Source organism: Pseudomonas sp. Root562, from assembly GCF_001427125.1.
Taxonomy (GTDB): Bacteria; Pseudomonadota; Gammaproteobacteria; order Pseudomonadales; family Pseudomonadaceae; genus Aquipseudomonas.
In genome coordinates this window covers 40,961-66,288 of record NZ_LMGK01000026.1, presented here as the reverse complement: position 1 = coordinate 66,288, position 25,328 = coordinate 40,961, and the positions used below count along the sequence as shown (strand labels likewise).

The following is a 25,328-nucleotide window of genomic DNA, read 5'->3' as shown; positions in this document are numbered from 1 at the left end:
CCTGAGTTGAGTTATAGCTATTAGCCACTAATTTGACCAGTACAGAAAGAATCCACAGAGCCTTTTAAAATCAAGGCTCTGTGGATCCAACCCCTTCAGATATCAACGGGCCGTGATTTTCCAGGCGCGGTGAATCTTGGCGTTGCGGGAAAAATCCGGATCGATGGTCTGGGCGGTAATCTCTTCGACCGCGTAGCGCTCGCTGAGGTTGGGCTCCAGCTCGAACTTGCGGAAGTTGTTGGAGAAGTACAACACCCCGCCCGGCGCCAGCCGAGCCATCGCCAGATCGATCAACTGCACCTGATCGCGTTGCACGTCGAAAATCCCTTCCATGCGCTTGGAGTTGGAGAATGTCGGCGGGTCAATGAAGATCAGATCGTATTCGTCACGACAGGCGTCCAGCCAGGCCATTACATCGCCCTGCTCCAGACGGTTCTTGTCGGAAAAACCGTTCAGCGACAGATTGCGACGCGCCCAGTCAAGATAGGTTTTCGACAGGTCGACGCTGGTGGTGCTGCGTGCACCGCCCTTGGCCGCGTGCACGCTGGCCGTGGCGGTGTAGCAGAACAGATTGAGGAAGCGCTTGCCGGCCGCCTCTTTCTGAATGCGCATGCGCATAGGACGGTGGTCGAGGAACAGGCCGGTATCCAGGTAATCGGTGAGGTTGACCAACAGCTTCACGCCACCTTCGTTGACCTCGACGAACTTCCCCTGAGCCGCCTGGCGTTCATATTGCTTGGTGCCACTCTGACGCTCGCGGCGTTTGACCACCACGCGGCTCTTGTCGATGTTCAAAGCCTGCGGAATGGCGGCCAGGGCATCGAACATCCGCGCCGAGGCTTTTTCCGGATCGATGGATTTCGGCGCGGCGTATTCCTGGACGTGGACCCAATCGTGATACAGGTCGATGGCCATGGAATATTCCGGCATGTCGGCATCGTACACGCGATAGCAGTCGATGCCTTCGCGCTTGACCCACTTGCCCAAGGCCTTGAGGTTTTTTTGCAGGCGGTTGGCAAACATCTGCCCGCCTTCGCTCAGGCGCGGCTGCTCGACCACCGGGGCCGGCGCCGGCACGGGTTTGATCGGGTTGCCGTTTTTGTTGTACTTGCGCTCTTGCGGCTCGCTCGGCGCCTCGTCATAGGCCGCTTGCTCCCGTTCGGCCTGACGCTGTTCCGGGGTACGACGCTCGCCTGTGACGAACTGGTCGGGCAGCACCTTGATCAACAGCAGCTTGCACGGCAAGGCGCCGTTCCAGAACGAATACTGCTTGTGGCTGCGGATGCCCATGCGCTTGCCCAGATCCGGCGCGCCGGTAAAGACGGCGGCTTCCCAGTTCAGACAGGCCTGACGCAGACGCTCGCCGAGGTTCTGGTAAAGGTAGAGCAGGCTCGCCTCGTCGCCCAGTCGCTCGCCGTATGGAGGGTTGCAGATCACCAGGCCTTTCTGGTTTTGATCCGGACGCGGCTCGAAAGTCGCGACTTCGCCCTGATAGATCTTGATCCACTCGCTGAGGCCGGCACGCTCGACGTTGTTGCGGCCCGGCTGAATCAGACGCGGGTCGGCTTCGTAACCGCGAATCCACAACGGTGGCTTGGCCAGACCGGCAGCGGCGCGTTCGGACGCCTCTTCATGGAGCTTTTTCCACAGCGCCGGTACGTGACCCAGCCAGGCGGTGAATCCCCACTGCTCGCGACGCAGGTTCGGCGCGATGTCAGCAGCGATCATCGCCGCTTCCACCAGAAAGGTACCGACACCGCACATCGGGTCAGCCAGTGCGCCACCTTGCGCTGCGATACGTGGCCAGCCGGAACGGATCAGGATGGCGGCCGCGAGGTTTTCCTTCAGCGGCGCCGCGCCTTGCTGCAGGCGATAGCCGCGCTGGTGCAGGCTGTGGCCGGAGAGGTCGAGGGAAAGGATCGCTTCGCCGCGATCCAGGCGCAGGTGAATGCGCAGGTCCGGGTTGAGTTTGTCGATGGATGGACGGTCGCCCTGCGGGGTGCGCAGTTTGTCGACGATGGCATCCTTGACCTTCAAGGCACCGAAGTGGGTGTTGTCGATGCCCGAGCCGTGACCACTGAATTCGACAGCCAGGGTGCCGTCATTGAGCATGTGGTCTTGCCACTCGATGTCGAGCACGCCGTGGTAGAGGTCCTCGGCGTCTTTCATCGGGAAACGCTTGAGCACCAGCAATACCCGGTTGGCCAGGCGCGACCACAGGCACAGGCGATAAGCGGTTTCCATGGTGGCCATGCCGCGCACGGCAGAGGTGTGCTCACGTGCTTCCTCAAGGCCAAGCCCGACGGCTTCCTCGATGAGCAGGCCTTCAAGGCCTTTTGGGCAAGTGAGGAAGAGTTCGAAACGATCGGACATGAGAATTCGGAGCCTTTGGCTGAGTGGCCCGACAACGCATTGCCGGACCGGTTTTCAATCAGGCGCTTTTCTCGAAGAGCGCCCGCGTGGCACGAAGGTGTGCCGTTCCACCCCTGCTGCCCGGGTTAAATGAGCTTAGATGCAAGGACAGATAAAAAAGTTGATGCAACAAAATGACATAAGTCGACCCTTCGTCGAATAGTCCTTCCCGGCAACGGGAGGCATTCTCACCAAAGGATTAACCTGATCATGCTGTGCGGGGCCGATCATACCGGGGTTTACCTGAAAAATACCCAGCTAACATGCGGTTACTTATGGCCATAGCACATGAACAGTTACGTCCTTATGACAAAACGATCATTCCCTCGATGTGACGCATTGGTTAGAACTCAACTCAGGTTGGCACCGCAATGGCGCCAACACCTTGGCTCGTCACGCCGGCAACGAGCCCCCAACGGCAGAGTTTTTCTGCCAGACCTCAATTGAGGTCGACGCGATAAATACAGTCAACAAGTGAGGGCAACACCCTATGAGAAGACTTAAGCGTGATCCGTTGGAAAGAGCATTTTTGCGCGGATATCAATATGGCGTTGGTGGCAAATCCCGTGAGCTTTGCCCATTTACTCTACCGTCGGTACGTCAAGCCTGGATTAACGGCTGGCGAGAAGGACGCGGCGACAACTGGGACGGTATGACCGGCACTGCGGGAATCCACAGACTCAACGAACTTCACGCCGTCGGCTAATTACAGGGCACAACACTCCGACACGACAATCTGATTTTGTACTGAATTAACCACGCACGTCCCATCCGGACGGCGGGCTGCGGCCCAGGGGCTCCTTTGAAGGGGCCCTTTTTTATGCCTGCTCCAAAACAAGGACAACCTGTTTTTGTGGCGAGGGAGCTTGCTCCCGCCCGGTTGCGAAGCAATCGTAAACCCGGTGTTCTCAATCAATTTGACTTACCGAAGCGGGTGCTTTGGGCTGCTTCGCAGCGGGAGCAAGCTCCCTCGCCACAAAAGCTCCCTTGAGCCTTCAGCGCAGGGCAGCGATTGCGTCTACGGATTCACGAATCAGCGCCGGGCCTTTATAGATGAAGCCGGAGTAGATCTGCACCAGGCTCGCACCGGCAGTGATCTTCTCTGCCGCATGTTTGCCTTCAGTGATGCCACCGGCAGCAATGATCGGCAGGCGGCCCCCCAACTCCGCCGCCAACACCTTCACGGTGTGGGTGCTCTTGTCGCGAACCGGTGCACCGGACAGGCCGCCCGCCTCGTCACCATGCTCCATGCCCTCGACGCCGACACGGCTCAAGGTGGTATTGGTGGCGATGACCGCGTCCATTCCGGTTTCGATCAACGCTTGCGCAACCTGCGCAGTTTCTTCGTCAGTCATGTCCGGGGCGATCTTGATGGCCAGCGGCACGTGTTTGCCGTGACGCAGCGCCAGTTCAGCGCGACGCGTGGCAAGGTCGGCCAACAGTTGCTTGAGCGAATCGCCGAATTGCAGGCTGCGCAGGCCCGGTGTGTTCGGCGAGCTGACGTTGACCGTCACGTAGCTGGCGTGGGCATAGACCTTGTCCAGGCAAATCAGATAATCGTCAACCGCGCGCTCGACCGGGGTATCGAAGTTCTTGCCGATGTTGATGCCCAGCACGCCCTTGTACTTGGCGGCTGCCACACGGGCCAACAGGTGATCGACGCCAAGGTTGTTGAAGCCCATGCGGTTGATGATGGCCTCGGCTTCCGGCAATCGGAAAATCCGTGGTTTCGGATTACCCGGTTGCGGACGCGGGGTTATGGTGCCTATTTCGACAAAACCGAAACCCAATTGGGCGAAACCGTCAATGGCCGCGCCGTTTTTGTCCAGGCCGGCGGCCAGCCCCACCGGATTCGGAAAATCCAGGCCCATGACGTTGACCGGCATCTTCGCCGGTGCCTTGCACAGCAAGCCGTTAAGGCCCAAACGTCCGCCCGCGCCGATCAGGTCCAGGGACAGATCGTGGGAGGTTTCCGGGGAAAGTTTGAACAACAGCTGACGGGCCAGGGTGTACATGGGCGGATTTGACTCGATTGGCGGCGAAATGAGGCGGCGATTATAGCCGGGGTTGAGGTTGGCGGGCGATCTCTTTGCCGTGAATCCCGGGATGGCATATGCCTTGCACCCATCGAAGCATCAGCACGCAGGCCAACGGCGGAATGCGTGCAAGGACAACGACGTCGTCACGCGGCCTTACGGGTACCAGGTCTGGGACGACGTTTTTTTTGAAGGTGCGAAATCGATGAACGAACCATCAGCCGGCCCTCTGGCCTGGGTCAATGGCAGCGATGCCCCGGAAAAGACCGAAATCAACCTCGGCTTCATGGCCTTGAGCGACTGCGCCTCGGTGGTTGTCGCCGCGACTCAGGGCTTCGCCCAACCTTACGGCTTGACCCTGAACCTCAAGCGCCAGTCGTCGTGGGCCAACCTGCGGGACAAACTGGTGAGCGGTGAACTCGATGCCGCCCATAGCCTGTACGGTTTGATCTACGCCGTGCACCTGGGTATCGGCGGCGTGGCAGCGACCGACATGGCCGTGCTCATGGGCCTGAACCAGAACGGCCAGAGCATCAATCTCTCCCATGGCTTGCAGGGCCTTGGCGTGACCGGTCCTGAGGCACTTCACCGGCACGTGCACCAAACTCGCCCAAAATTGACGTTCGCCCAGACCTTTCCCACTGGCACCCATGCCATGTGGCTGTATTACTGGCTCGCCAGCCAGGGCATTCATCCGTTGCTGGAGGTCGACAGTGTGGTGGTACCACCGCCGCAAATGGTCGCGCACCTGCAGGCGGGACGCATCGACGGTTTCTGCGTCGGCGAGCCCTGGTCCGCCAGCGCCGTGCAACAGGACCTCGGTTTTACCCTGGCGACCACCCAGACGATCTGGCCCGATCATCCGGAAAAAGTCCTAGGCTGCACCCGCGCCTTCGTCGAGCAATACCCCAACACCGCCCGGGCACTGGTGATGGCCATCCTGGAAGCCAGTCGTTTTATCGAAGACAGTCTCGAAAACCGCCGCAGCACTGCGCAATTGCTCAGCGCGCCACAGTACCTCGACGCCCCACTGGCATGCATCGAACCGCGTCTGCTGGGCGACTACGACGACGGCCTGGGCAATCGTTGGCACGACCCGCACGCCATGCGCTTTCATGGTGACGGTGAAGTGAACTTGCCGTATCTGTCCGATGGCATGTGGTTCATGACCCAGTTCCGTCGCTGGGGGCTGTTGCGCGATGACCCGGATTACCTCGCGGTAGCCCGTCAGGTTCAGCAACTGGACTTGTACCGTGAGGCCGCCAGCGCCGTCGGTGTCGCATCGCTGGGCAAAGAGATGCGTAGCAGCCAGTTGATCGATGGCAAGGTCTGGAACGGTTCGGACCCCGCCGGCTATGCGCGCAGCTTCAAACTGCACGCCATGAGCGACAACTCGCCCCGACTCGCCAACTGCTGACAGGAGACTGCGAACATGTTGCGTATCCTGCTGATCAACGATACCGCGAAAAAAGTCGGACGCCTGAAAGCGGCCCTCACCGAAGCCGGCTTCGAGGTCATCGACGAGTCAGGCCTGACCATCGACCTGCCTGAACGCGTCGAAACGGTGCGTCCGGACGTGATTCTGATCGATACCGAGTCACCGAGCCGCGATGTCATGGAACAAGTGGTGCTCGTCAGCCGGGACCAGCCACGCCCCATCGTGATGTTTACCGACGAGCACGACCCCGGCGTGATGCGCCAGGCGATCAAGTCCGGGGTCAGCGCCTACATCGTCGAGGGCATCCATGCCCAACGCTTGCAGCCGATTCTGGATGTGGCCATGGCCCGCTTCGAAAGTGACCAGGCCCTGCGCGCCCAACTGCACGCCCGCGATCAGCAACTGGCCGAGCGCAAGCGCATCGAACTGGCCAAAGGGCTGCTGATGAAAATGAAGGACTGCAACGAGGAAGAGGCCTACACCCTGATGCGCCGCCAGGCCATGAGCCGCCAGCAGAAGCTGATTCAGGTGGCGGAGCAGATTATCGCGATGAGTGAACTGCTCGGCTGACACGATCACCGTGGCGAGGGAGCTTGCTCCCGCTGGGCTGCGTAGCGGCGGCCCCAAAACCTGCAACTTCAGTGAATCAGGCACAACTCGATCACAGGATTCAAGACGGCTTCAACGCCGAGCGGGAGCAAGCTCCCTCGCCACAAAAACGAACTGTTGGCACAGATCTCGCTAAGTAAATCCCACAGGTAACCAACGGCGGTTGCCCAATCTACGACAAAGACGTCGCTCACCGTATTTGCCTCCCGGCGAATCAGGTGGCGGCGTTTTTTTGTTTTGGCTCCCGTTCGAGACTCCTATCAGCTGAGGTGCGCGATGAATTCAAGCTTCTGGAAATCCGGCCATACCCCAACCCTGTTCGCGGCGTTCCTCTACTTCGACCTGAGCTTCATGGTCTGGTACCTGCTCGGCCCCCTGGCAGTGCAGATCGCCGGTGACTTGCACCTGACCACTCAACAGCGCGGGCTTGTCGTCGCTACGCCGATTCTGGCCGGTGCCGTACTGCGGTTTGTAATGGGCATGCTGGCTGATCGCCTGTCTCCCAAAACTGCCGGCCTGATCGGGCAAGTCATCGTCATCTGCGCCCTGTTCGGTGCCTGGAAACTCGGCATCCACAGTTACGAGCAAGCGCTGCTGCTGGGACTGTTCCTCGGCATGGCGGGCGCGTCCTTCGCCGTGGCCCTGCCTCTGGCGTCGCAATGGTACCCGCCGCAGCACCAGGGCAAAGCCATGGGCATCGCGGGTGCGGGCAACTCGGGCACCGTCCTTGCCGCGCTGATTGCGCCGGTGCTGGCAGCGGCGTTTGGCTGGAGCAACGTGTTCGGCTTCGCGCTGATCCCGTTGATCCTGACACTGATCGTGTTCGCCTGGCTGGCCAAGAATGCCCCTGAACGGCCCAAAGCCAAGTCAATGGCCGATTACTTCAAAGCCCTGGGCGACCGCGACAGCTGGTGGTTCATGTTCTTCTACAGCGTGACCTTCGGCGGTTTCATCGGCCTGGCCAGCGCACTGCCCGGCTACTTCAACGACCAATACGGCCTGAACCCGGTCACCGCGGGTTACTACACCGCCGCCTGCGTATTCGGTGGCAGTCTGATGCGTCCGCTGGGCGGTGCTCTGGCGGATCGCTTCGGCGGCATCCGCACCTTGCTGGGGATGTACACCGTGGCGGCGATCTGCATTGCGGCCGTCGGCTTCAACTTGCCAAGCTCCTATGCCGCCCTGGCGCTTTTCGTCTGCACCATGCTTGGCCTGGGTGCAGGCAACGGTGCGGTTTTCCAGTTGGTCCCTCAGCGTTTTCGCCGCGAAATCGGGGTTATGACCGGTCTGATCGGCATGGCTGGCGGCATCGGTGGTTTTGCCTTGGCAGCAGGCATGGGCGCAATCAAACAAAGCACCGGCAGTTACCAGCTGGCACTGTGGCTGTTCGCCAGTCTGGCGGTGCTCGCGTGGTTTGGCCTGCACGGCGTGAAACGTCGCTGGAGAACCACCTGGGGTTCGGCAGCCGTGACCGCTGCGCGGGTTTGAGGTCTTAAATGAGCCTGCAATTGAGCTTCGCTGAAGCCAGCGCCACCGGCCCTCGCGAAGAGAATCAGGACGCCTTGCGTCTGGTCACGCCCGCCCCGGCACTGGCGGCGAGCAAGGGCTACCTGTTCGCCATCGCCGACGGCGTCAGCCAGTGCGCCGATGGTGGCCTGGCCGCCCGATCGACATTGCAGGCGCTGGCGCTGGACTACTACGCCACCCCGGAAACCTGGGGCGTCGCACAAGCCCTTGATCGCCTGCTGCTGGCGCAAAACCGCTGGCTGCAGGCCAACGGTGGCGGACAACCGCTATTGACCACTGTGAGCGCCCTGGTGCTGCGTGGCAGGCGATTTACCCTGGCTCACGTCGGTGATTGCCGGGTGTATCGCTGGCACGCCGATCAATTGCAGCGCATCAGCGAGGATCACGTCTGGGATCAGCCGGGCATGCAGCATGTGCTCAAGCGGGCACTTGGACTGGATCAACACCTGGTGCTGGATTTCCTAGACGGTGAATTGCGCCTCGATGAGAGCTTCGTGCTGCTCAGCGATGGGATCTGGGCGGTCCTGGGCGACACCACCATTGCTGCGATCCTGCGTGATCAGCCGGACCTCGATAGCGCTGCGCAGACGCTGGTTCATGCAGCGCATCTGGCCGGCAGCCAAGACAACGCCAGTGCCCTGCTGGTGCGAGTCGATGGCCTCGGTGAAAGCAGTATCGGTGATGCCTTGATTCACCTGCAGCAATGGCCCCTGCCGCCACCGCTGAAGCCTGGACAGCAATTCGAAGGCTGGCAAGTGGAAGGGATACTTGGCCAGAGCCAGCAGTCGTTGCTTTATCGCGTGCGTGACAGCCAGCAACAACCGTGGCTGTTGAAAACCTTGCCCGGCCATCTGCACGACGATCACCAGGCCGGGCAAGCCTTGCTGTCGGAGGAATGGTTTCTCAAACGCGTGGCCGGTCGGCATTTTCCTGAGGTGCATGCCGCCAGCCAGCGTCAGCATTTGTACTACGTGATGCGCGAATACTCCGGGACGACCCTGGCGCAACTGCATTCGCAGACCGGACCGCTGCCGCTGGCTCAGTGGCAGGACCTGGCTGAACGCCTGCTCAAAGCGCTCGGAATGTTGCACCGACGGCAGATTTTCCACCGCGATATCAAACCGGAAAACCTGCTGCTCAGTGACGACGGCGAACTGCGCTTGCTGGACTTCGGCCTCGCCTTCTGTCCCGGCCTGTCTGAAGACCAGCCCGCTGCTCTTCCCGGAACGCCCAGTTTCATTGCGCCGGAAGCATTTCGCGGCGAACCGCCGACACCGCAACAGGACCTGTATGCGGTCGGCGTGACGTTGTTTTATCTGCTGACCGGGCATTTTCCCTATGGCGAAATCGAAGCGTTCCAACGACCACGGTTCGGCAGGCCAGTCAGCGCCAGCCGCTATCGCCCCGATCTGCCGGAATGGATGACACAAAGCCTGGAACGCGCGGTTGCCGCCGATCCTGGTCAACGTTTTGAAACGGCGGAGGAATGGCTGCTGCTGATCGAACAAGGCGAGCGGCACAGCTTGAATGTGCGCCCTCGCCCGCTGCTGGAACGCGAACCGCTGAAGGTGTGGCGGTCGTTGGCGCTGATGTCGCTGCTGGCGAATCTGGTGCTGTTGTTTGCGGTATTTCATGGCTGATTTCAACTGAGGAACACACGATGAGCGCAAAAGTCTGGCTGGTGGGCGCGGGCCCGGGTGATCCGGAACTGTTGACTCTCAAGGCTGCAAGGGCACTGAGGGAAGCGGATGTGGTGCTGATCGATGACCTGGTGAATGCCGCGGTCCTCGAACATTGCCAGCAGGCGCGAATCATTCCCGTGGGTAAACGCGGCGGATGCCGGTCCACGCCGCAAGCGTTCATTCATCGCTTGATGCTGCGTTACGCGCGTCAGGGTAAATGCGTGGTGCGACTCAAGGGGGGTGATCCGTGCATTTTCGGACGCGGCGGTGAAGAAGCGCAGTGGCTGCGTGAGCGCGGGGTTGAGGTGGAACTGGTCAACGGCATCACGGCCGGGCTCGCTGGCGCCACGCAATGCGATATCCCGTTGACGCTACGCGGTGTAGCGCGCGGGGTGACACTGGTCACCGCGCATACCCAGGACGGCAGCAGCCTGAACTGGCAGGCACTGGCCCAGGGCGGTACGACGCTGGTGATTTACATGGGTGTGGCCAAGCTCAGTGAAATTCGCCAGCAACTGCTGGCCGGAGGCATGGCGGTAAACACGCCAGTGGCAATGATTGAAAACGCGTCGTTGCCCCATCAGCGCGAATGCCGCAGTGATCTGGCGGCAATGGAGTCTGACGCCCGTCGTTTCGAACTGAAGAGCCCGGCGATCCTGGTGATCGGCAGCGTGGCGGCCCGTGCCGTGCAACACTGTGATTTCCCCGCGATCACAGCCGATGGACTGGCCTGAATCCCCCGACTTACTCCGCTCCGACCAAATCGCAGACAAAGAAAAGCCCGGCCTGAGCCGGGCTTTTCTCGCAGCTGCGGGCTAATTACTTAGCTTGAGCTTCAACCTGCGCTTCTACGCGACGGTTTACAGCGCGACCATCTTCAGTCTTGTTGTCAGCAACTGGGCGGGATTCGCCGTAGCCAACAGACTGAACGCGGGACGATTCAACACCGTACTGGTTGGTCAGAACTTGCTTAACGGCGTTTGCACGACGCTCGGACAGTTTCTGGTTGTAAGCGTCAGGACCGACGGAGTCAGTGTGACCTTCAACAGTAGTGGTGGTGGATGGGTACTGCTTCATGAAGTCAGCCAGGTTCTTGATGTCGCCGTAGCTGTTTGGCTTGACTACCGACTTGTCGAAGTCGAATTTCACGTCCAGCTCAACACGAACAACTTCAGCAACTGCTGGGCAGCCATCAGCGTCAACAGTTACGTTGGCTGGGGTGTCAGGGCACTTGTCAACGTTGTCGCAAACGCCATCGTTGTCGCTGTCGGAGCAAACTTCAGCTGGTGCTGGAACTGGAGCAGCAGCAGGCTTGGAGCCGCCACCGAAGTTCACACCGATACCGACGCTAGGAGCCCACTCGGTGTTGCCCTGGTCGATGTTGTACTGAGCTTCAACGCCGGCACGGGCGTAGAAGTTGTCGGTGAAGTACAGCTTGGCGCCGCCACCAACGTTGGCGAAGGTGGAACGGTCACGACCGTTCGAACCGTTCTGGTCGATGCTCTGGTCGGAGAAACCGGCCGAGACGTAAGGACGCAGCATGTCGCCTGGGTTGTTGAAGTGGTACAGAGCGTCCAGAGCGGTGTTGGCGCCCTTCACGTTCTTGCCGTCGTCGGCACGTACGTTATGCACTTCGTCGTAGGCCAGACGCAGTTCAACGTCGTCGGTCAGGAAGTAACCAACCGAACCACCGAACAGGTTGCCGTCGTTTTTGAAGTTGCGAGTGCTGTCAAAGTACTCTTTCTTTGCGAAGCCTTCGATTTCAACTGCGCCTTGGCCCTGTGCCAGAGCGCCGAACGAAGTGGCGGCAATAAGAGAACCAATGGCCAAGCCCAAGGTGTTTTTCAGTTTCATCCGTTAAATCCCCATCTGGTGATTGTGAAGCAGTCCCGCAAACCGGGGGACAACTCGGCGGCAAGTCTATCAGAACTTGCCTACACGTAAGAGATATTTGCGCCGAACTAAGTTTCAGCAATGCCTGCAAATTTCTCACGCAATTTATCTAGAGCGCGTTTGTACCGCATTTTTGTTGCACTCAAGCCCATATGCATGATGTCTGCGATCTCCTGAAACTCCAGCTCTGCGACAAATCGTAGCACCAGAATTTCACGGTCAATCGGATTCACATACACCAGCCAGCGATCAAGTCCACCCTTCTCCTCGGGTTTCGGCGCCTTTTCTTCAGACGCTTCTTCGAGGGGGTCCAGACTCAATGCGTCCATCAAGCGACGCTTTCGCCGTTCCTTCCGATACTGCGTAATGCACTCGTTGTACGTGATGCTATACAGCCATGTCTTGAACTTGGATTTGCCTTCGAAGTTCTTCAGGCCGTACAGCACCTTCAACATGACTTCCTGACAGACATCGTCTGCGTCGCGATCGTTCCCGAGATATCGTGCACAGACGTTAAATAATGTTCGTTGGTAACGCCGCATCAATTCTTCATAGGCGCGCGTTACGTGAAACAGCTCGGAATGCGAGCGCGCGACCAACTCCTCATCAGAGAGCTCGCGGGGGTCGTAGCGCATGGATAGCGATTGGGCTTTATTCAAAACAAGTCGGGCCGACAGTCAGGTCAATGTCCGCCGCAGCCAGCATCAGGCGGCATTTTGCGGCGGCATACATTAGCAGGGTTTGCCGGGTTAGCGGCTACTCACATGCTGCTCAAGCAGGATCCGATTGGAAAGAGAGACTAGCTCACCCTCATCGGTCAGCAATGTGGTTTTAACCGTGCCGATCTCTTCGATCTGCCCTTCGACCTCTCCAACTCGCACTTGTTGCCCAACCTCATACAACTCACGCACATAGATTCCCGCAAGAATCTGACCCGCAATTTCCCGACTTCCCAAACCCATGGCCAGCGCAACTGCCAGACCAACGGTAATCAAAACGATCACGATCACGTGATTGAGCAGGTCAGTCTTGACCTCCAACTGACTGATCGCCACCGAGATGCTGATGATGATCACCAGGCCCTGGGCAATTCGCCCCAACCCGGAAGCGTAGTCCAGTCCTACGCCTTCTGCCGCTCCACGCACCAGCCCATTGGCCAGTTGCGCCAGTAATACACCCACCAGCAACACCAGCGCGGCGCCGAATACCTTAGGCAAATACAGCGCTAGCATATCCAGCGTAGCTGAAACTCTCTCAAGTCCAAGGGATTCTGCGGCAGAAACCAGAAAAATCAGCAGAACGAACCAATAGACGATTTTTCCGATCAATGTGGAGATCGGTACTTGCAGCCCGGCGCGGGACAGCAGCTTGGTCAGACCGGTGCCGCCCATCAGGCGATCCAGGCCGAGCTTGGCGAGCAACTTCGAAAGCAGCGTGTCCAGCAACTTGGCCACGACAAAGCCCAACAGCAGCACAACCAGTGCGCCGAACAGGTTCGGAATGAAGTTGGCAATCTTGGTCCATAACGCAGTCATTGCAGTGACGAGGCTCTGTGTCCAGAGATCAAGTTCCATATTCAATCAGCCTTATCAGCAGTGCGAGCGGTAGGTTTACGAAGACGGGACACCGGCGCGATGTGGGCCGATCCGTTATTCAGGGCGATCATCAGCGCGGGCAACCAACGGCCCAGCAGGCTGAACAGATCACCGGCGCCGACCTGGCGGTTGGCGGTTTTCAGTACGCGCCCCAGGCATGCATCGTCGTCCCGGGTCGACGGCGAGGCCTTGAGCATGTCACGCAAAGACTGTTCAAACGGATCGTGCATACGCACCTCTCGTGATGTCTGTGAAAGACGCGGTGAAATTTGCTCGGGTCACATGGCTCTCCATCAGACCCAGCGCAAACGTCGGTATAACCACCACTGCCCCAACGCCACCGAAACCACCAACAGGCACGCGATCAGGAAACCATACGGGCTCGCGGAAAATGGAATGCCGCCGACGTTGATGCCCAAAAGCCCGGTCAAAAAACTCATCGGCAAAAAGATCCCGGTGATGACGCCGAAGCGATACATCGTGCGATTCATGCGCACGCTCAATCGCCGGTCTTCGGCCTCCAACACAAGCCCCACGCGCTCTCGGGTCAATTCGAGCTCTTCAAGATAGCGGGTCAGGCTGTTGTTCAATTCGTTCCAGTAATCGCCATCATCCTCGACAAACCAGGGCAACTTGAGCCGTGTCAGCTGAGCAAAAATATCCCTCTGCGGAGCGAGAAAGCGCTTCAACGCAGCGGCCCGGCGACGGATCTGCAAGATCGCTCCGTGCTCCGGTGTATACCGTTCGTCGGTATCGAGCTTTTCTTCTTCCTCATCGACCACTTCCGAGAGGCAACTGACCAGATCCTGCACCTTGTTGGTCAGGTACTGCGCCATGTAGAGAATCAGCTCGGAGGCGGTTTTCGGTCCCTTGCCCAGCTCCAGTTGCACCAGCAGTTCTTCGGTGGCGCGCAGCGGCCGCAAACGCAAGGAAATGACCCGCTTCGCAGAACCGAAGATCCGTACCGAGACCATGTCTTCAGGCTCAGCCCCCGGATTGAGGTTGACTCCACGCAAAAATAGCAGCAGTTCGCTGTCGGAAAGCTGTAGAAGGCGCGGACGAGTATTCTCTTCCAGCAGCAGATCACAGCTGAATTCACTCAAACCGCTGGATTTGCGCAACCATGTCTGGGTTTGCGGGTGACTGCGATCCCAATGCAGCCACAGGCTTTCATGAGCCTGCAGCTGCAATTCATCAAGTTCAGTCCGGGCTATCGAACGCGCGCCGCCTTTACCGTCCAGCACCAGGGCGTGGACCAGCCCCCATTGCGCGTTTTCTTCCTCGAACATCCGCACTCCTTCAGTCAATCGGGGATTTTACTCAGGCATTTTCAGCGGGCTGGGCGAGATGATCACGCCGTTGTTATCCGCATAGATGTAGTGGCCGGGATGGAAGGTCACGCCAGCGAAAGTCACGGCCACGTTGAGGTCGCCGAGACCGCGCTTGTCGGTCTTCATCGGGTGGCTGGCCAGGGCCTGCACCCCCAGATCGGTTTGGGCGATGACGTCGACGTCACGAATGCAACCGTAGATCACCAGGCCTTCCCAGCCATTTTTGGCGGCTTTCTCGGCGATCATGTCGCCCAGTAGCGCGCGACGCAGGGAACCGCCTCCATCGACCACCAGCACCTTGCCGTTGCCCTTGAGTTCGGCTTGCTCCTTGACCAGAGAGTTGTCTTCGAAGCACTTGATGGTCACGATTTCGCCGCCGAAGGAATCGCGGCCGCCGAAATTGCTGAACATCGGTTCCAGCACCTGCACCAGCTCCGGGTAGGCGTCGCACAGGTCAGGCGTGAGGTAATGGTTCATCGAGAAACTCCTGTAATAAGGGAGACAGCACGAACATCACTGATGAATCAGTCATCGAAAATGACCAGAACAGCTCAATCCGTCATATCTTAGCCGCAAGCCGATCAGAGCGAAATGCCCTTGATAGAGCGTCCAGCTTAGATTGCCGTGGCCAGAACCGCTTTTTCACCGAGCAGCGGCGTTTGCTGATCCGCCAGCCAGCGAGCCACCAATGGCCAGACTTCAACCTGTGCAGCTTTGCTGACCAGCATTTCGACGTGACCGAAATTGTCGCCGAAGCCCTGCTCGCGCCCCAGATTGATGAATTGCTTGTGTTCGCAACCCACTTGGTCGAACAGCTTGCGGCATGCCCAGGCCGGATCCTGATGATCCCCCGCCGCGCTTACCACAAGCACCGGCAGCTTCACCTCGGCGAGCCCGGCCCACCAGTCCTTGTCGGCGTCGCCGAAGCGCCCGAACAAGCCATACCAGCGCATGCTTTCCAGGGCCAGGCCAATTGGCTCGTCCTCCGGGCCGCGCTTGAGTCGTGAACCGGACAACTGAGCAAAGCGCTTGAGAATGAAGCGCCCGCCCCACTCCACGGGTGGAATCTTCAGCGGCCAGTAGGTACGGCTGACCTGGGTGCCAAAAAACGCAGCGGAGGCCACCACCGGCTCGCCGATGTATTCACCGCCCAACGCCGCCGCCAGGGTAATGCCCCCCAGCGAATGGCCGATCCAGTGCGGAACCTGACCGCTTTGCTCACGCACGAACGCGCCAATCGCGGGCAGATCGTAACGCGCATAGTCAGCGACGCGATTCTTGCGATAGTCCTGGTTGCGCCGGGACAGGCCGTGACCGCGCATTTCCGCGATCCACACATCGAAGCCCAGGCGCGCCAGATGAGCACCCAGCCCCAGGCCTTTGGGGGAGAACCAGAAGCGTCGATTGGAAAAACTGCCATGCAACAGGATGACCGGCACGCCGCGTACGGCAGGCTCATCGGCCATGCCCAAACGGGTGACAGCCAGCTCGACACTCGGGTCCGGGCTGTTGGCCGGCTTCAAGCGATACACGTCTTCGCTCAGATCGCCACGCCGTTCGGCGCTGATCAGGGCGACAGGAAATAGGTTGCTGCTGCTTTGCATAATCTCTTGCACAAAAAAGGGCGGCATCCATATGGAGCCCGCCCTACTTGAATCTCAAAAAGACCGCCCCTTGCAGGGGCACAGCTTGCTGACGATGGCGATTTTGAAGACGCCATCGCGGGCAAGCCCTGCTCCTACAGTGAGCGGTCCGTTTACACAGGATCAGGCCGAAGCTTGACCTTCCGCCAGGAAGAACCAGGTTTCCAGCACGGAGTCCGGGTTCAACGAAACGCTTTCAATACCCTGCTCCATCAGCCACTTGGCCAGGTCTGGATGGTCCGAAGGCCCCTGACCGCAGATGCCGATGTATTTGCCGGCCTTGTTGCACGCAGCAATGGCATTGGCCAGCAGCTTCTTGACCGCAGGGTTACGCTCGTCGAACAAGTGCGCGATGATCCCGGAGTCACGGTCCAGGCCCAGGGTCAGCTGGGTCAGGTCGTTGGAGCCGATGGAGAAACCGTCGAAGAATTCAAGGAATTCTTCAGCCAGGATGGCGTTGGACGGCAACTCGCACATCATGATCACGCGCAGACCGTTGTCGCCACGGGCCAAGCCGTTTTCCGCCAGCAGGTCAACCACCTGGCTCGCTTCGCCCAGGGTGCGGACGAACGGCACCATGATCTCGACGTTGGTCAGGCCCATCTCGTTGCGCACACGCTTGAGAGCGCGGCATTCGAGTTCGAAGCAGTCACGGAACGATTCGCTGATGTAACGCGAGGCGCCACGGAAGCCCAGCATCGGGTTCTCTTCTTCAGGCTCGTAGAGCTTGCCGCCGATCAGGTTGGCGTATTCGTTGGACTTGAAGTCCGAGAGACGCACGATGACTTTCTTTGGATAGAACGCAGCGGCCAGTGTGCTGATGCCTTCGACCAGTTTCTCGACGTAGAAGCCGACCGGATCGTTGTAGCCAGCGATACGCTTGTCGACGCTTTCCTTGATGTCTGCAGGCAGGCCGTCGTAATTCAGCAGTGCCTTGGGGTGCACGCCGATCATGCGGTTGATGATGAACTCCAGGCGGGCCAGGCCTACACCGGCGTTCGGCAGTTGTGCGAAGTCGAAGGCGCGGTCAGGGTTGCCGACGTTCATCATGATCTTGAACGGCAGCTCCGGCATGGCGTCCACGGAGTTTTTCTTGATGTCGAAGCCCAGTTCGCCTTCGAAGATGAAGCCGGTATCGCCTTCCGCGCAGGAAACGGTTACGCCCTGGCCGTCTTTCAACAGCTGGGTGGCGTTGCCGCAACCCACCACGGCCGGGATGCCCAGCTCACGGGCGATGATCGCCGCGTGGCAGGTACGGCCGCCACGGTTGGTGACGATGGCGCTGGCGCGCTTCATGACCGGTTCCCAGTCCGGGTCGGTCATGTCGGACACCAGTACGTCGCCTGGCTGGACCTTGTCCATCTCGGACACGTCCTTGATGATGCGGACCTTGCCGGCGCCGATGCGCTGACCGATGGCACGGCCCTCAACCAGCACGGTGCCGGTTTCTTTCAGCAGGTAACGCTCCATGACGTTGGCCTGGGTGCGGCTCTTCACGGTTTCCGGACGGGCCTGCACGATGTACAGCTTGCCGTCGTCACCATCCTTGGCCCATTCGATGTCCATCGGGCACTGGTAGTGCTTCTCGATGATCATCGCTTGCTTGGCCAGCTCGCTGACTTCAGCGTCGGTCAGGCAGAAACGTGCGCGGTCAGCCTTGTCGACATCGACGGTCTTGACCGAACGACCGGCCTTGGCCTCGTCGCCGTAGATCATCTTGATGGCCTTGCTGCCCAGGTTGCGGCGCAGGATCGCCGGACGACCGGCGGCCAGCGTGCCTTTGTGAACGTAGAACTCATCCGGGTTCACTGCGCCTTGCACCACGGTTTCACCCAGGCCGTAGGCGCCGGTGATGAAGACCACGTCACGGAAGCCTGACTCGGTATCGAGGGTGAACATCACGCCGGCGGTGCCGGTTTCCGAGCGGACCATGCGCTGCACGCCGGCCGACAGGGCGACCAGTTTGTGGTCGAAGCCCTGGTGTACGCGGTAGGAAATGGCACGGTCGTTGAACAGCGAAGCGAACACCTCTTTGGCGGCGCGAATGACGTTTTCGACACCACGGATGTTCAGGAAGGTTTCCTGCTGGCCGGCGAAGGACGCGTCCGGCAAGTCTTCGGCGGTAGCCGAAGAACGCACGGCCACGGCCATGTCAGGGTTGCCGGCGGACAGCGTGGCGAACGCGGTGCGGATTTCGGCGTTCAGCTTCTCAGGGAATTCGGCTTCCATGATCCATTGACGGATCTGGGCGCCGGTCTTGGCCAGGGCGTTCACGTCGTCGACGTCCAGGGCATCGAGCGCATCATGAATCTGCTGGTTCAGGCCGCTCAGTTCCAGGAAATCACGATATGCCTGAGCGGTCGTGGCGAAGCCACCGGGCACCGATACGCCGGCACCAGCAAGGTTGCTGATCATCTCGCCCAGGGATGCGTTCTTGCCCCCCACATGCTCTACATCATGGACGCCGAGCTTATCGAGGGAAACTACGTACTCTACCAAGGTGATCTCTCCACTAACTGTGTTGGAAAAGCTCAGAAACCGGCTGCTTAAGTGAGCATTTGCCGGCTATATGGCCTGGACCTGGAAAATAAGTGAGAATGCGGGCCAACGGTGGCCGGCAAATCGCGCCTATCATATCCAAGATTCGTCACTAGCTTAAGGCCCAAGGTGCAAATGAAACGATCTGCTTTCTTTATCTCCGATGGCACGGGCATTACCGCCGAAACCCTCGGCCAGAGCCTCCTGGCGCAGTTCGAAAACATTACCTTCAGCAAAGTCACGCGGCCGTACATCGACAACGTGGACAAAGCGCGGGCCATGGTACAACAAATCAACAAAGCCGCCGAAACCGACGGCTTTCGTCCGATTATCTTCGACACCATCGTCAATCAGGACATTCGTGAGATCCTCGCGACTTCCAATGGTTTCATGATCGACATTTTCTCGACGTTCCTGGCGCCGCTTGAACAGGAACTGACCGAGCATTCTTCCTACACCGTGGGCAAGTCCCACTCCATCGGCGCCAACACCAATTACATGGAGCGTATCGAGGCCGTTAACTTCGCCCTCGACAACGACGACGGCGCCCGCACGCACTATTACGACAAGGCCGACCTGATACTAGTGGGCGTGTCGCGATGTGGTAAGACGCCGACGTGCCTGTACATGGCGATGCAATTCGGCATCCGCGCGGCCAACTACCCGCTGACCGAAGACGACATGGAGCGCCTGCAACTGCCGTCCGCCCTGCGCGCCCACCAACACAAGCTGTTCGGCCTGACCATCGACCCGGACCGCCTCACCGCCATCCGCAACGAGCGCAAGCCCAACAGCCGTTATTCGAGCTACGCTCAGTGCGAGTTCGAAGTACGCGAAGTGGAAAACCTGTTTCGCCGCGAGAACATCCCGCACATCAATTCCACGCATTTTTCGGTGGAAGAAATCTCCGCGAAGATTCTCGTGGAGAAAGGCGTCGAGCGGCGGTTCAAGTAACTCTCGGTTGCCTGCTCCGGCCTCATCGCCAGCTGGCTGGCTCCCACATTGGTACTGCGGTGAACACAAAAACACTGTGGGAGCCAGCCTGCTGGCGATTGAACGATAACGCGGCCTCCTAGATCACAAACAAATCCACAAACCGATTGACGGGCGTCGCCTCAAGCCGCGCCTGTTCCTTGCACAACTGAAAAATCTCTTCACTGCGCTGCCCGCTGAACCGTGTCAGCAAGTTCGCCCTGAACTTGTCCTCCAGCAACGGAATGCCTTCGACCCGGCGCCGACGATGGCCGATCGGGTACTCCACCACGACGTTCTCCGTGCTTGAACCATCCTTGAAAAACACCTGGACCGCGTTGGCAATGGAGCGCTTGTCGGCCTCCAGGTATTCACGGGTGAAACGCGGTTCCTCAACGATCACCATCTTGTCGCGCAACACATCGATGATCGGATGTGCCTTGTGGAAATCGTCTTCGTAATACTCGGCCACCAGCTTGCCGAAGGCCAACGGCACAGCGGTCATGTACTGGATGCAATGATCGCGGTCAGCGGCGTTGGCCAGCGGGCCGACCTTGGAAATGATGCGAATCGCCGATTCCTGGGTGGTGATCACGATCCTGTCGATTTCGTGCAGGCGATTGCGCACCTGCGGATGCAAGGTGACGGCTGCTTCACACGCCGTTTGCGCATGGAACTCGGCGGGGAAACTGATCTTGAACAACACGTTTTCCATCACATAACTGCCGTACGCCCGCGAGAAACTGAAGGCCCGTTTTTCCTCAGGCTTGAGCGCCAGATCGCTATTGGTGTGGCTGAACAAAACGTCGTAAAAACCCCACTGCCTGGCACTCAGGACGCCTGGAATGCCCATCTCGCCGCGCATCGCCATGTCTGCCAGGCGTACGCCGCGACTCGACGCATCACCCGCCGCCCAGGATTTACGCGAACCGGCATTCGGCGCATGCCGGTAGGTACGCAGTGCCTGGCCGTCGGCAAAGGCGTGTGACAACGCCGACAACAACTGTTCGCGATTGGCCCCCATCAATTTGGCGGTGACCGCGGTGGAGGCGACTTTCACCAGAATGACGTGATCGAGACCGACACGGTTGAATGAGTTTTCCAGGGCGATTACGCCTTGAATCTCGTGGGCCAGGATCATCGATTCAAGCACAGTGCGTACGGTCAGCGGCGCTTCGCCATTGGCCAGGCGCTTTTGTGATAAATGGTCAGCCACCGCAAGAATCCCGCCGAGGTTGTCCGACGGATGCCCCCATTCCGCCGCAAGCCAGGTGTCGTTGTAATCGAGCCAGCGCACGATGCAGCCGATATCCCACGCCGCCTTCACCGGATCGAGCCGATAACTGGTGCCCGGCACACGGGCACCGAACGGCACGACGGTGCCTTCAACCACAGGCCCCAGATGCTTGGTGCACTCGGGAAAACGCAAGGCCAGCAGACCGCAACCCAAGGTGTCGATCAGGCAGTTGCGGGCGGTATCCAGCGCTTCTTCGGATTCGATCTTGTAGTCGAGAACGTAATCGGCAATGTCCTGCAGGACCTTGTCGTACTCAGGGCGGTTGTTCAGGTCGACGTTGGCACTCATGTTCGATTCACTCTAGCGGTGGTTCGTTGATGGGACGTCGGTTCAGGGCTGACTTTTCTTTTTGTCGAAACGTGAACCTCTGTAGGAGCCAAGCTTGCTCGCGATAGCGGTGCATCAGGCAACACTGATGTTGAATGTTATGGCCTCATCGCGAGCAAGCTCGGCTCCTACAGGGTATGTGTGAGTTAGAACGAATCGCCGGGAATACGGACAAACCCTTCCATCAACACCCGCGCACTGCGGCTCATGATCGCTTTGTTCACCGTCCATTCACCGTTGACCTGGCTGGCTTCGGCGCCGACACGCAAGGTGCCCGACGGATGACCGAAGCGCACCGCGTTGCGTTCGATACCGCCCGCCGCGAGGTTAACCAGGGTGCCGGTAATCGCTGCCGCCGTGCCAATGGCGACTGCCGCCGTGCCCATCATTGCGTGGTGCAGTTTGCCCATGGACAGCGCACGCACCAACAGATCGACATCGCCTGCCGCAATCGCTTTGCCGCTGGACGAAACATAGTCCGCCGGCTTGGCCACGAAGGCCACTTTCGGCGTGTGCTGCCGCTTGGCCGCTTCGTCGACGTTGGCGATCAGGCCCATGCGCAATGCGCCATAAGCGCGGATGGTTTCGAACATCAGCAAGGCTTTCGGATCACCGTTGATCGCGCCTTGCAGCTCGGTGCCCTTGTAGCCGATGTCTTCGGCGTTGACGAAAATCGTCGGGATGCCGGCGTTGATCATGGTCGCCTTGAACGTACCTACACCGGGTACTTCGAGGTCGTCCACCAGGTTGCCGGTAGGGAACATCGAACCGCCAGCGCCCTCTTCGTCCGCTGCCGGATCGAGGAATTCGATCTGCACTTCCGCCGCCGGAAAGGTCACGCCGTCGAGTTCGAAATCGCCGGTTTCCTGCACTTCACCATCGGTGATCGGCACATGAGCGATGATGGTCTTGCCGATGTTGGCCTGCCATACGCGAACCACGGCAACGCCGTTGTGCGGAATGCGGCTGGCATCGACCAGACCGTTGCTGACCGCGAACGAACCGACCGCTGCCGACAGGTTGCCGCAGTTGCCGCTCCAGTCCACGAATGGCTTGTCGATGGAGACTTGACCGAACAGGTAGTCGACATCGTGATCAGCCTTGGTGCTTTTCGACAGGATCACGGTTTTGCTGGTGCTGGAGGTGGCGCCGCCCATGCCGTCGATTTGCTTGTCGTACGGGTCGGGGCTGCCGATCACCCGCAGCAGCAACGCATCGCGGGCCGGGCCTGGAACCTGGGCCGCTTCAGGCAAATCCTTCAGGCTGAAAAACACGCCTTTGCTGGTGCCGCCGCGCATGTAGGTCGCGGGAATCTTGATTTGCGGTGCATGAGCCATGGTGTTGCTTACTCCTTAGCTTGAAAACGGACACGGGACTCAAAGTCCCGTGTCGGTACAGCCTGTGTTAGACGGCTACTGCCGACTCTTCGAGGAAGTCCTGGGCGAAGCGTTGCAACACGCCGCCCGCCTCGTAGATCGACACTTCTTCGGCGGTGTCCAGACGGCAAGTCACCGGCACATCGACGCGCTCGCCATTCTTGCGATGGATCACCAGCGTCAGCTCGGCGCGTGGCGTGCGATCGCCAATCACGTCATAGGTTTCGCTGCCGTCGATGGCCAGGGTGTGGCGGTTGGTGCCAGGCTTGAACTCCAGCGGCAACACGCCCATGCCCACCAGATTGGTGCGGTGGATGCGCTCGAAACCTTCGGCGGCAATCGCTTCGACACCGGCCAGGCGCACGCCCTTCGCCGCCCAGTCACGGGACGAACCCTGACCGTAGTCGGCACCGGCAATGATGATCAGCGGCTGCTTGCGATCCATGTAGGTTTCAATCGCTTCCCACATGCGCATCACCTTGCCTTCCGGCTCGACGCGGGCCAGCGACCCCTGCTTGACCTTGCCGTTTTCCACAACCATTTCGTTGAACAGTTTCGGGTTGGCGAACGTGGCCCGCTGCGCGGTCAGGTGGTCGCCACGGTGCGTTGCGTAAGAGTTGAAGTCCTCCTCCGGCAGGCCCATTTTTGCCAGGTATTCGCCGGCGGCGCTGTCGAGCATGATGGCGTTGGAAGGCGACAGGTGATCGGTGGTGATGTTGTCCGGCAGCACCGCCAGCGGACGCATGCCCTTGAGCGGACGCGCGCCGGCCAGTGCGCCTTCCCAGTACGGCGGACGACGGATGTAGGTGCTCATTTCGCGCCACTCGTACAACGGCGCGACTTTCGGGCCGGTGTCTTCGTGGATGGCGAACATCGGGATGTAGACCTGACGGAACTGTTCCGGCTTCACCGAGGCTTTCACCACGGCGTCGATTTCTTCGTCGCTCGGCCAGATATCCTTGAGGCGGATTTCCTTGCCGTCGACCACGCCCAGCACGTCCTTCTCGATGTCGAAACGGATGGTGCCGGCAATCGCATACGCAACCACCAACGGCGGCGAAGCGAGAAATGCCTGCTTGGCGTACGGGTGAATCCGACCGTCGAAGTTACGGTTGCCGGACAACACTGCCGTGGCGTACAGATCGCGATCGATGATCTCTTGCTGGATCACCGGGTCCAGTGCACCGGACATACCGTTGCAGGTGGTGCAAGCGAAGGCCACGACGCCAAACCCGAGTTGTTCCAGCTCCTCGGTCAGACCGGCTTCGTCGAGGTACAGGGCCACGGTTTTCGAACCCGGCGCCAGGGACGACTTGACCCACGGCTTGCGGGTCAAACCGAGCTTGTTGGCGTTGCGCGCCAGCAGGCCAGCGGCGATCACGTTGCGCGGGTTACTGGTGTTGGTGCAGCTGGTGATGGCGGCGATGATCACCGCGCCGTCCGGCATCTGGCCTGGCACATCCTCCCATTTACCGGAGATGCCTTTGGCGGCCAGGTCCGACACCGCCACCCGGGCGTGCGGGTTGCTCGGGCCGGCCATGTTGCGCACCACTGAGGACAGGTCGAAAGTCAGGCCGCGCTCATATTGCGCGCCTTTGAGGCTGTCGGCCCACAGGCCGGTGGTCTTGGCGTAGTTCTCGACCAACTGCACCTGCTCGTCTTCACGACCGGTGAGTTTGAGGTAGTCGATGGTCTGCTGGTCGATGTAGAACATCGCCGCCGTGGCGCCGTACTCCGGGGCCATGTTGGAGATGGTCGCGCGGTCGCCGAGGGTCAGCGCGGAAGCGCCTTCACCGAAGAACTCCAGCCAGGCACCGACCACTTTTTGCTTGCGCAGGAACTCGGTCAGCGCCAGCACCATATCGGTCGCGGTGATGCCCGGTTGCAGTTTGCCCGTGAGTTCGACGCCAACGCTTTCCGGCAGACGCATCCACGATGCGCGGCCGAGCATCACGCTCTCGGCTTCGAGGCCACCGACACCGATGGCGATCACGCCCAGCGCATCGACATGCGGGGTGTGGCTGTCAGTGCCGACGCAGGTATCAGGGAACGCAACGCCGTCACGCACCTGGATCACCGGAGACATTTTCTCCAGGTTGATCTGGTGCATGATGCCGTTGCCCGGCGGGATCACGTCGACGTTCTTGAACGCCTTCTTGGTCCAGTTGATGAAGTGGAAACGGTCTTCGTTGCGACGGTCTTCGATGGCGCGGTTCTTCTCGAACGCCTCTGGATCGAAGCCACCACGTTCGACGGCCAGGGAGTGGTCGACGATCAGTTGCGTCGGCACCACCGGATTGACTTGCGCCGGGTCGCCGCCTTGCAGGGCGATGGCGTCACGCAGGCCGGCGAGGTCGACCAGGGCGGTCTGGCCGAGGATGTCGTGGCACACCACACGGGCCGGGAACCACGGGAAATCGAGGTCGCGCTTGCGTTCGATGAATTGCTTGAGCGATTCGGTGAGCGTGGCCGGATCGCAGCGACGCACAAGGTTTTCCGCCAGCACTCGAGAGGTGTAAGGCAGGGTGTCGTAGGCGCCGGGAGCAATGGCCTCGACTGCCGCGCGGACGTCGAAGTAATCCAGTTTGCTGCCGGGCAGCGATTTGCGGAATTTCGTGTTCATCGTCAGGACTCGGTCACGGTAAATACAAA

At 59.8% G+C, this 25,328-nt stretch carries 20 protein-coding genes; 7 read left to right on the top strand and 13 right to left on the bottom strand.

Annotated features, from left to right (window positions below; genetic code table 11):
* Positions 1-102: 102 nt before the first annotated feature.
* Positions 103-2,373 carry a bifunctional 23S rRNA (guanine(2069)-N(7))-methyltransferase RlmK/23S rRNA (guanine(2445)-N(2))-methyltransferase RlmL gene (gene rlmKL, locus ASD60_RS27155; RefSeq protein WP_056856970.1) on the bottom strand — a complete coding sequence of 757 codons (2,271 nt, stop codon included), beginning with the start codon at positions 2,371-2,373 and terminating at the stop codon, positions 103-105.
* A 529-nt stretch (positions 2,374-2,902) separates the two neighbouring features.
* On the opposite strand from rlmKL, the gene rmf reads away from it, so the two are divergent.
* The gene (gene rmf, locus ASD60_RS28655) at positions 2,903-3,118 is read left to right on the top strand and encodes a ribosome modulation factor (protein WP_003223300.1); all 216 of its coding nucleotides are present in this window, start codon (positions 2,903-2,905) and stop codon (positions 3,116-3,118) included.
* A gap of 289 nt (positions 3,119-3,407) precedes the next feature.
* On the opposite strand, the gene ASD60_RS27150 is transcribed toward rmf, so the two are convergent.
* Positions 3,408-4,427 (bottom strand): quinone-dependent dihydroorotate dehydrogenase, encoded by a 1,020-nt coding sequence (locus ASD60_RS27150; RefSeq protein ID WP_056856969.1) that lies wholly within the window; start codon positions 4,425-4,427, stop codon positions 3,408-3,410.
* Positions 4,428-4,653: 226 nt separating this feature from the next.
* Here ASD60_RS27150 and ASD60_RS27145 point away from each other — a divergent pair, with 226 nt between their 5' ends.
* The 5 genes from ASD60_RS27145 (at position 4,654) to cobA (ending at position 10,438) form a co-directional block, all read left to right on the top strand.
* Positions 4,654-5,865 (top strand): CmpA/NrtA family ABC transporter substrate-binding protein, encoded by a 1,212-nt coding sequence (locus tag ASD60_RS27145; RefSeq protein ID WP_056857096.1) that lies wholly within the window; start codon positions 4,654-4,656, stop codon positions 5,863-5,865.
* A 15-nt stretch (positions 5,866-5,880) separates the two neighbouring features.
* A complete protein-coding gene (locus ASD60_RS27140) occupies positions 5,881-6,456 on the top strand; it encodes an ANTAR domain-containing response regulator (RefSeq protein ID WP_056856968.1) in 576 nt (191 codons plus the stop codon).
* 315 nt (positions 6,457-6,771) lie between these two features.
* On the top strand, positions 6,772-7,983 hold the full coding sequence (locus tag ASD60_RS27135) for a nitrate/nitrite transporter (RefSeq protein ID WP_056856967.1): 1,212 nt from the start codon (positions 6,772-6,774) through the stop codon (positions 7,981-7,983).
* A gap of 8 nt (positions 7,984-7,991) precedes the next feature.
* Positions 7,992-9,662 carry a bifunctional protein-serine/threonine kinase/phosphatase gene (locus tag ASD60_RS27130; RefSeq protein ID WP_056856966.1) on the top strand — a complete coding sequence of 557 codons (1,671 nt, stop codon included), beginning with the start codon at positions 7,992-7,994 and terminating at the stop codon, positions 9,660-9,662.
* Positions 9,663-9,682: 20 nt separating this feature from the next.
* Positions 9,683-10,438, top strand: coding sequence for a uroporphyrinogen-III C-methyltransferase (cobA, locus tag ASD60_RS27125; protein WP_056856965.1), 756 nt, complete (start codon positions 9,683-9,685; stop codon positions 10,436-10,438).
* A gap of 85 nt (positions 10,439-10,523) precedes the next feature.
* Here the strand turns inward: cobA and ASD60_RS27120 are convergent, their stop codons facing one another.
* The 8 genes from ASD60_RS27120 to ppsA form a co-directional block, all read right to left on the bottom strand.
* On the bottom strand, positions 10,524-11,558 hold the full coding sequence (locus ASD60_RS27120; protein ID WP_056856964.1) for an OmpA family protein: 1,035 nt from the start codon (positions 11,556-11,558) through the stop codon (positions 10,524-10,526).
* A gap of 107 nt (positions 11,559-11,665) precedes the next feature.
* Positions 11,666-12,256 carry an RNA polymerase sigma factor SigX gene (gene sigX, locus ASD60_RS27115; protein ID WP_082557687.1) on the bottom strand — a complete coding sequence of 197 codons (591 nt, stop codon included), beginning with the start codon at positions 12,254-12,256 and terminating at the stop codon, positions 11,666-11,668.
* A gap of 90 nt (positions 12,257-12,346) precedes the next feature.
* Positions 12,347-13,171 (bottom strand): mechanosensitive ion channel family protein, encoded by an 825-nt coding sequence (locus ASD60_RS27110; protein WP_028621382.1) that lies wholly within the window; start codon positions 13,169-13,171, stop codon positions 12,347-12,349.
* Between the two features lie 2 nt (positions 13,172-13,173).
* Complete coding sequence (locus ASD60_RS27105) at positions 13,174-13,422, bottom strand: hypothetical protein (RefSeq protein ID WP_056856962.1); 249 nt, start codon at positions 13,420-13,422, stop codon at positions 13,174-13,176.
* Between the two features lie 63 nt (positions 13,423-13,485).
* Positions 13,486-14,481 carry a zinc transporter ZntB gene (locus ASD60_RS27100; RefSeq protein WP_056856961.1) on the bottom strand — a complete coding sequence of 332 codons (996 nt, stop codon included), beginning with the start codon at positions 14,479-14,481 and terminating at the stop codon, positions 13,486-13,488.
* 27 nt (positions 14,482-14,508) lie between these two features.
* Positions 14,509-15,000: a ribonuclease E activity regulator RraA gene (gene rraA / locus ASD60_RS27095; protein ID WP_046816185.1), complete on the bottom strand. Its 492-nt coding sequence runs from the start codon at positions 14,998-15,000 to the stop codon at positions 14,509-14,511.
* A 137-nt stretch (positions 15,001-15,137) separates the two neighbouring features.
* Positions 15,138-16,127 carry an alpha/beta fold hydrolase gene (locus tag ASD60_RS27090; protein ID WP_056856960.1) on the bottom strand — a complete coding sequence of 330 codons (990 nt, stop codon included), beginning with the start codon at positions 16,125-16,127 and terminating at the stop codon, positions 15,138-15,140.
* 162 nt (positions 16,128-16,289) lie between these two features.
* Positions 16,290-18,665, bottom strand: a complete 2,376-nt coding sequence (gene ppsA, locus ASD60_RS27085) for a phosphoenolpyruvate synthase (RefSeq protein ID WP_056856959.1) — start codon at positions 18,663-18,665, stop codon at positions 16,290-16,292.
* Between the two features lie 174 nt (positions 18,666-18,839).
* Between ppsA and ppsR the strand changes: the two genes are divergently transcribed.
* Complete coding sequence (gene ppsR / locus ASD60_RS27075) at positions 18,840-19,658, top strand: posphoenolpyruvate synthetase regulatory kinase/phosphorylase PpsR (RefSeq protein WP_056856958.1); 819 nt, start codon at positions 18,840-18,842, stop codon at positions 19,656-19,658.
* Between the two features lie 118 nt (positions 19,659-19,776).
* On the opposite strand, the gene prpD is transcribed toward ppsR, so the two are convergent.
* The 3 genes from prpD to acnD all read right to left on the bottom strand — a co-directional run bounded on the left by prpD (position 19,777) and on the right by acnD (position 25,299).
* Positions 19,777-21,261 carry a 2-methylcitrate dehydratase gene (prpD, locus tag ASD60_RS27070; protein WP_056856957.1) on the bottom strand — a complete coding sequence of 495 codons (1,485 nt, stop codon included), beginning with the start codon at positions 21,259-21,261 and terminating at the stop codon, positions 19,777-19,779.
* A 185-nt stretch (positions 21,262-21,446) separates the two neighbouring features.
* Entirely contained in the window at positions 21,447-22,637 is a 1,191-nt protein-coding gene (prpF, locus tag ASD60_RS27065; protein WP_056856956.1) for a 2-methylaconitate cis-trans isomerase PrpF, read from the bottom strand.
* Between the two features lie 67 nt (positions 22,638-22,704).
* Entirely contained in the window at positions 22,705-25,299 is a 2,595-nt protein-coding gene (acnD, locus tag ASD60_RS27060) for a Fe/S-dependent 2-methylisocitrate dehydratase AcnD (protein ID WP_056856955.1), read from the bottom strand.
* Between the last annotated feature and the right edge of the window lie 29 nt (positions 25,300-25,328).